5 protein-coding genes and 1 pseudogene are annotated in these 5,861 nt (G+C 58.1%); 1 reads left to right on the top strand and 5 read right to left on the bottom strand.

The window, feature by feature from the left end:
* The 4 genes from IGS51_RS05815 to IGS51_RS05800 all read right to left on the bottom strand — a co-directional run.
* Window positions 1–399 (bottom strand): hypothetical protein (locus IGS51_RS05815; protein WP_297077074.1); only part of this gene is annotated, 399 nt, incomplete at its 3' end.
* A gap of 224 nt (window positions 400–623) precedes the next feature.
* Window positions 624–1,412, bottom strand: a complete 789-nt coding sequence (gene purC / locus IGS51_RS05810; protein ID WP_297077071.1) for a phosphoribosylaminoimidazolesuccinocarboxamide synthase — start codon at window positions 1,410–1,412, stop codon at window positions 624–626.
* 65 nt (window positions 1,413–1,477) lie between these two features.
* The gene (locus IGS51_RS05805; protein WP_297077069.1) at window positions 1,478–3,118 is read right to left on the bottom strand and encodes a DUF2079 domain-containing protein; all 1,641 of its coding nucleotides are present in this window, start codon (window positions 3,116–3,118) and stop codon (window positions 1,478–1,480) included.
* 108 nt (window positions 3,119–3,226) lie between these two features.
* Complete coding sequence (locus IGS51_RS05800; protein WP_297077066.1) at window positions 3,227–4,531, bottom strand: AAA family ATPase; 1,305 nt, start codon at window positions 4,529–4,531, stop codon at window positions 3,227–3,229.
* 284 nt (window positions 4,532–4,815) lie between these two features.
* Here IGS51_RS05800 and IGS51_RS05795 point away from each other — a divergent pair, with 284 nt between their 5' ends.
* Complete coding sequence (locus IGS51_RS05795; RefSeq protein ID WP_297077064.1) at window positions 4,816–5,391, top strand: Uma2 family endonuclease; 576 nt, start codon at window positions 4,816–4,818, stop codon at window positions 5,389–5,391.
* Window positions 5,392–5,436: 45 nt separating this feature from the next.
* On the opposite strand, the pseudogene IGS51_RS05790 reads toward IGS51_RS05795, so the two are convergent.
* Window positions 5,437–5,856 (bottom strand): annotated as a pseudogene (locus IGS51_RS05790) (RNA-dependent DNA polymerase); the annotation flags it as partial.
* Window positions 5,857–5,861 lie beyond the last annotated feature (5 nt).

Raw genomic sequence — 5,861 nt, 5'->3', positions numbered from 1 at the left:
CTCGGTTCTCGGCGACTGGGTTGCCAGAGGGGATATCCCTTCAGCCAGCGGTTGCTCAGCAGGCTTGGAGGAAAGCAGGTTGGCCAGCCCAGTTGCATCTCCGTTCACCGAATGGGTCGGAGCCGCTGCGATCGCCCCTTCTGGAGTGCCCGATGCGGCATCCACCTCAGCGCGGGCGATCGCCCCTGGTGGCAGATCTGGCTTGACTAGGCTCGGTGAGACGGCTCCATCCCCCACAGCCGCAGCGGATGCGTCAACTGGCTCATGGGGCGACTGCTGAACCTGACCTTGGGACGATTGCTCGGAGAGGGGAGCAGTCTGAGCGCGCGCCGCCGGAGCCGCAAGACCTGAAACGGAAGAAATGGCGATCGCCGCCAATACGACAGGAGAAAAACGCATAGGTTTTAACACGTCCACACACCACAGACAGGAAGAACTGAGCAAAACAATCGGCTAGGTCAGCCAGGAACGATTCGGATCAGCGCGACGGCATAGCCCAGTCGAGATAGCCTAGTCGAGACGCAGATCGGGATTGACGAGCCGAGTGCGATTCCCGTAGGGATCGCTTCGCGAATCGCAATTCCGAGCAAACGGAGCAATTTTACAGCATTGGCAACGCCCTTCTAGACGCTTTGTGCCAGAACTCGCTGTAGCACCTGCTGGTACGCAGCCTCCACATCGCCCAAATCGCGTCGAAATCGGTCTTTATCCATCACCCTGCGGTTGGGGTCAGACTCCGCCTGGTTCCACAGACGGCACGTATCGGGACTAATCTCATCCGCCAGCAGCAGCTTGCCTGTTCCATCAACCCCAAACTCCAGTTTGAAGTCCACCAGTGTAATCCCACACTGATTAAAGAACTCAGACAGCACCTGGTTGACCCGCAGCGCCATCTCCCGGAGTTGTTGCACCTGATCGGGCGTGGCCAGCCCCATCACGCGCAGCCGATCTTCCGTCAGCAGCGGATCGCCGAGGGCATCGTTTTTCAGGTAAAACTCTACCAGCGGCGGACTGAGCGGGGTTCCCAATTCCAACCCAGTCTGTTGACAGAGACTCCCCGCCGCAATGTTCCTGACCACCACCTCCAAGGGCACAATCGACACCCGCCGCACCCGCATGGTGTTGGACGTGGGGCAGTCGATCAGGTGGGTCGGCACGCCCTGCGCCTCTAGCAGGCGAAACAAATGCTGCGACATGGCGCAATTCACCTCGCCTTTGCCGGAAATCGTGCCGCGCTTTTGGGCATTAAACGCGGTTGCATCATCTTTGAAGTAGGTCAGCAAGACTTCTGGATCGTCGGTGGCGTAGAGGATTTTGGCCTTGCCCTCATATCGTTTTTGGGCAACAGGATTTTCGGCGGCAGGGTTTTCGGCGGCAGGATTTTCGGCAGCAGGCGGTTCAAAGGCATTCATGGCAGCAGGGGAAAGAGACTCCAAAAGAACATTCTATGCAAGCGATTCGGGTTCCGTCGGATGGCTTAATCCAGCGGCTGGTGAAACTGGTTCCAGGCGGCGGCGGCTTCGGGGCTGGAGGGCACGCCGCGCCGCAGCAGGGCAACGCCATCCTGAAAATCCATCAGCCCAAAGCTGCCGTCTCGGAGCCAGCCGAGGACGCGGTTGGTCATGCCAAAAAAGCTTCTGCCTTCGTCGGGAAAGGCCGCCGAAAAGCGCAGTGGATACCAAAAATCCAGCACGGCATATTCCACGCCAATCTGTTTGCGGTCGTCGTTGATCAGGCGCGTGCCCGGATAGCGCAAGACTTCGCGGCGGCTGGAGAGATGCGCCACGATGTTTCCCGTAGCGGTGACGCTGGCATCGCTGGGGATTTGCCGCAAGAGCGATCGCACGGCCTGGGCGTGTTCCCACTGGCGAGCGGGCGACGTGTAGACCCACGGCTGGATCGAGTCGGGAATGAACAGCGACAGTGCCCGATTGGGATTTGACGCAACTGTGAACAGCAGCGCCAGCCCCAGGCAAAATAGCCAAAACTGCCGCAAGCGGGGGCGAAACCAGTGGGGATGCTTGTGCCACCAGAGGATTGCGCCGTAGAACAACCCCGGAACCAGCGACACGGCATAGCGCAGGTGCATCGACAGGGCAGTAGGGTCTTCTTGCAGCAGCAGCTTGAGCAGCGGAAACCCCGTCAGCAGCCACGCATCCAGCGAAATCACAGGCACAAACGCCAGCGGCAGCCATTGCGCCAAGACATAGCTGAGGGTGCGTCCCGGTGGGTTGACCACTTCTGCCAAAACCTGGTCGGGGTTGCGGATCATCGCCCACAGCACCTCCAGTGTCGAAGCCTCCTGCCCGTTAGTGAACCGTCCAAACTGCTCCACCATAAACCGCCGCGAAATGTCCGGCGCAAACAGCGGCATCACCCAATTCGTCAGCAGCAGCATATAGCCCAGGCTGAGGACGCACACCGCCACCCCCGCCCGCAAAAACCGCCGCGATGCTGCCATGTAGAAGCCCACGCCAAAGGTAATCACTCCGGCATCTTCGCGCACCACCAGCGTCAGCCCCAGCAGCAGCCAAAACAGCCACCAGCGCCGCTTTTCCATCGCCCATAGCAGGCTAAAGACAAACAGCGGAATTTGGGAGAAATCGTGGAAATTGGCCAATGTCGGCGCGATGACTGCATTCGCACAAAAGTAGCTGACGGCAATCAGCGCCGACACATGGGGCGGGTGATAGTGACGGGCCAGCGCGTACAACACCAGTCCGCCCGCTGTCATCAGCGATACTTGCAGCAGCGACAGCCCCGCAGGGGACTGAAACAGGGCATAAATCGGCAGCCACAGCAGCAGCGCGGGGGTGAAATGCTGGGCGAGGCGGCGATAAAACACCTCCGGCAGTTGGTTGTCTAGCTGCACGGCGCTCGATTCGCTGGAGGAGAGGGAGCCTTCAAACCAGCGTCCGTGCAGACTATTCCAAAACACCTGGTTGAAGATGCCCTGGTCGAACGACACAAACGTCGGGAAAAAGTTATAGAACCGTTGCAGCGCAAAAATGCTGCACAGCACCCAAAAGAGGGCCGCCGCGAGCAGCACCGTCCGCCAGCCCCAGTCAAACTTGTGTTTTTTGCGAGGCTCGGTTCCCTCGCGCTGTTCCTCGCCCATGATTTCCACTTTTTTGATTTGCTGCTTTAATTTGCTGCTTTAATTTGCTGCACTCTCGTTTGCTGTGCGCTGGTTTGTGGCACGTCCTCGAATCTTGCCTGCTAACGGCTACGGACGCTGAATGAGGCGATCGCCCATGCGGTTGCGGTGTTTGTCGATGGTGACGAGGCGAATGTAGTCCTTCGGATGTTCTGCAATGCAGCGCTCCAGCGCGGCGATCGCCTCCTCTGGGCTGCCGTCGTAGGTTCCAAAACACTGCCACGACCCCATGCGATAGCGGCGTTCATCCACGTACTCAATGCCGAGTCGTAGCCCTCCTGCCAGGATGCTGCGAATTTCCTCGGCGACCTCTGCTGCGATGGTAGGCTGCGTTCCAGGGGGGGAAGTTTTCAATGATGCCATCCCGTTCCCATTGGCGGACTTGGTGGGTGGAGGTTCGGACGGGCTAGGGCGATCGCCATAATACATAAAGTATTTATCGGATTTGCTGATCGAATGGCTTGCGCGGTTCCCTGAGCGGGGGCGATCGCCCTTCAGCACCTCGTTATATTCAGATACCAGCCGCAGTTCACGAATGCGTTCCTGCTCCTGCACCATCTCTGTGCCGATCTCGATTAAATGTTGCAGGCTAAAGTTGGGTTTTTGAAATTCCGTCGGCTTGCCGTCGCTGTGAACCACCTTCTGCGAAATCTTGTCGATGCCGACCTGGTGAATGAGCGTGCGAACCTGTTCATCATACAAGCGCGATCGCAGTGCGCCAAAAAAGTCCGTTGCCTGGTCAGCAAAGTGATCCACCAGCGCTTCCACGTCCGATCGGGGAACGCCATCCGCCTCAAAAATGCCCGCCACAATGCCCAGCCGATCCTCCCGCGTCGGGTCCCAAAAGAATTTCTCCATCCGTCCATCGCGGATCAGCGGCGCATACAGCGTTGCAAAGTCATTGCCCGTCACGATAATCGGAATTCGCTGGGTCGGCTCTGCATCATAGCTGCCCGGAAGCTGCACATTGGTCGGGTTGTCGGCAATGTTCATCAGCGTGGCGTTGACCAACTGCGTATTCACGGTATATTGCGTGCTGGCATCCACCCGCCCAATGCCCGCATCTACGTCGTTGATCATCAGCACTGCCATGCGCCCGTGGGTACGGCTCCACTCGCCCGCCTCCCGATAGCGCAGCCGAATCAGCCGCGCCGGATCGCCCGCATCAGGACTTTCCAACTCGCCTGCCGACATATACACCGCCCCTAGCCCCATGCGCTTAAACACTAGCTCGCACATGAAGGTTTTGCCCTCGCCTTTGCGCCCATGAATCCCCAAAATCAGCGGCACCTTGACGTTGGGCAGCGCCAGAAAGTTCTTGGTGATATGCACCGAGAGGCGATCCAGAAATTTGGGCGGAATGTAGTAAGACATATTGAGACAAGACGGGATGAGGGATAGACTCTGGATTTGCGGCTTGAAACTTGCTGCTTGATATTCATCACCCTGTCCATCATCTCATCATCGCCTCGCATCCAGAGTGTTTAGACCTCACGCATTTATTTAGTGCTGATTCAGTGCTGATTCAGGGTTGATTCAGTGAACCTTTGCCAGAGTGCGGCGGCTCAGGGAGCGTTGCAGGGGAATCGCCTAGAATAAGACTCAGCCCTACGGCCCGTCGCCCCTTCAATTCGCCCTTCGCCCCTGGAGCCTGTCTCATGGTGCAAGTTCCCACAAAGCCGCTGACCCTGGAGGAATTTCTGGCGCTGCCCGAAACCAAGCCCGCCAGCGAATTCATTGACGGCAATATCCTTCAAAAACCCATGCCCCAAGGTGAACACAGCACGCTCCAAGGTGACCTGACGAGTGCGATCAACGCAGCACTCAAGCCGCCAAAGATAGGACGTGCCTATCCAGAACTGCGCTGCACGTTTGGGGGACGATCGATTGTGCCAGATGTTGCGGTCTTTCGCTGGGAGCGCATTCCCCGACAACCAGACGGGCGAGTTGAAAATGTGTTTATGCTGCCGCCCGACTGGACGATAGAAATCCTCTCGCCAGGACAGAGCCAGTCCAGGGTAATTCGCAACATTCTGCACTGCCTCAGCCACGGCGCGGAGATGGGCTGGCTGCTCGACCCGGAAGAGGGGTGCATCTTCGTCTATGGCGCAAATCAGTCGGTGCAGCTATCAGTTCAACTATTTGACGAGCCGGATAGCGTGCTGCCCGTGCCCGCGTTTGCCGAGGCAGTGCGGCTCACCGTCGGAGAAATTTTTGGCTGGCTCCAGGCATAATGATTGCGTGGTGATCTGCGCCGACGAGTAGGCACACTAAACCGAGGTTTTGAGGATGGCGTGATCGATGCTGGGAAAGTATTTGCGGATGTCGCACTGGAGGACATAGCGGCTGGAGCGGGCGAATCGGGTAAAGCGCTGTAGCCCTCGATGGCTGCCATAGCCCGCCCGGTTGGCGTAGGAATTGTGGATGAAGGTGCGCTCGAAGATGGGTTGAATGACGTTGCAGAGGGCGTGATGTACCACGCGGTCGCGGTAGGGCGCGGCGGAGATGAGGCGGGGTTTGGGCTGTTTGACCTGGAAGGTTTTGTATTCGCCGGGGCAATAGGTTTGGGTGAGGAGTTCTTGCTGAAGGCGAATCAGTTCAGATTCTAGGTTGTAGTTGAAGCGCAGGATGTTTTCTCGAAATCGCTTGCCCTTTTCTGCCTGGTGGGCGGCGGCCAGAAGGTTTGAGAAGTCTGTCACGTCTG

Source organism: Thermoleptolyngbya sp. M55_K2018_002 (assembly GCF_015295965.1).
Taxonomy (GTDB): Bacteria; Cyanobacteriota; Cyanobacteriia; order Elainellales; family Elainellaceae; genus Thermoleptolyngbya; species Thermoleptolyngbya sichuanensis.
The sequence above is the reverse complement of the archived record's forward strand: the minus strand, read 5'-3'. Positions and strand labels throughout refer to the sequence as shown.